At 58.7% G+C, this 416-nt stretch carries 1 rRNA gene; it reads right to left on the reverse strand.

From position 1 onward, the window contains the following. Nucleotides 1-21: 21 nt before the first annotated feature. Nucleotides 22-416: ribosomal RNA gene (locus WS42_RS15010) — 16S ribosomal RNA — on the reverse strand; the annotation flags it as partial.

A 416-nucleotide genomic window follows, 5' to 3' on the forward strand; every position in this document is an offset into this window, starting at 1 on the left:
TCGATCTTTCGTCCTCTCCAGAAAGGAGGTGTTCCAGCCGCACCTTCCGGTACGGCTACCTTGTTACGACTTAGCCCCAGTCACCAGTTTTACCCTAGGGCGCTCCTCGCGGTTACGCACTTCAGGTACCCCCGGCTCCCATGGCTTGACGGGCGGTGTGTACAAGGCCCGGGAACGTATTCACCGCGCCGTGGCTGATGCGCGATTACTAGCGAATCCAGCTTCGTGGAGTCGGGTTGCAGACTCCAGTCCGAACTGAGAGAGGTTTTGGGGATTGGCATCCACTCGCGTGGTAGCGGCCCTCTGTACCCCCCATTGTAACACGTGTGTAGCCCCGGACGTAAGGGCCGTGCTGATTTGACGTCATCCCCACCTTCCTCACATCTTACGATGGCAGTCTTGTCAGAGTCCTCAGC

This window comes from Odoribacter sp. N54.MGS-14 (assembly GCF_000980295.1).
Classification (GTDB): domain Bacteria; phylum Bacteroidota; class Bacteroidia; order Bacteroidales; family Marinifilaceae; genus Odoribacter; species Odoribacter splanchnicus.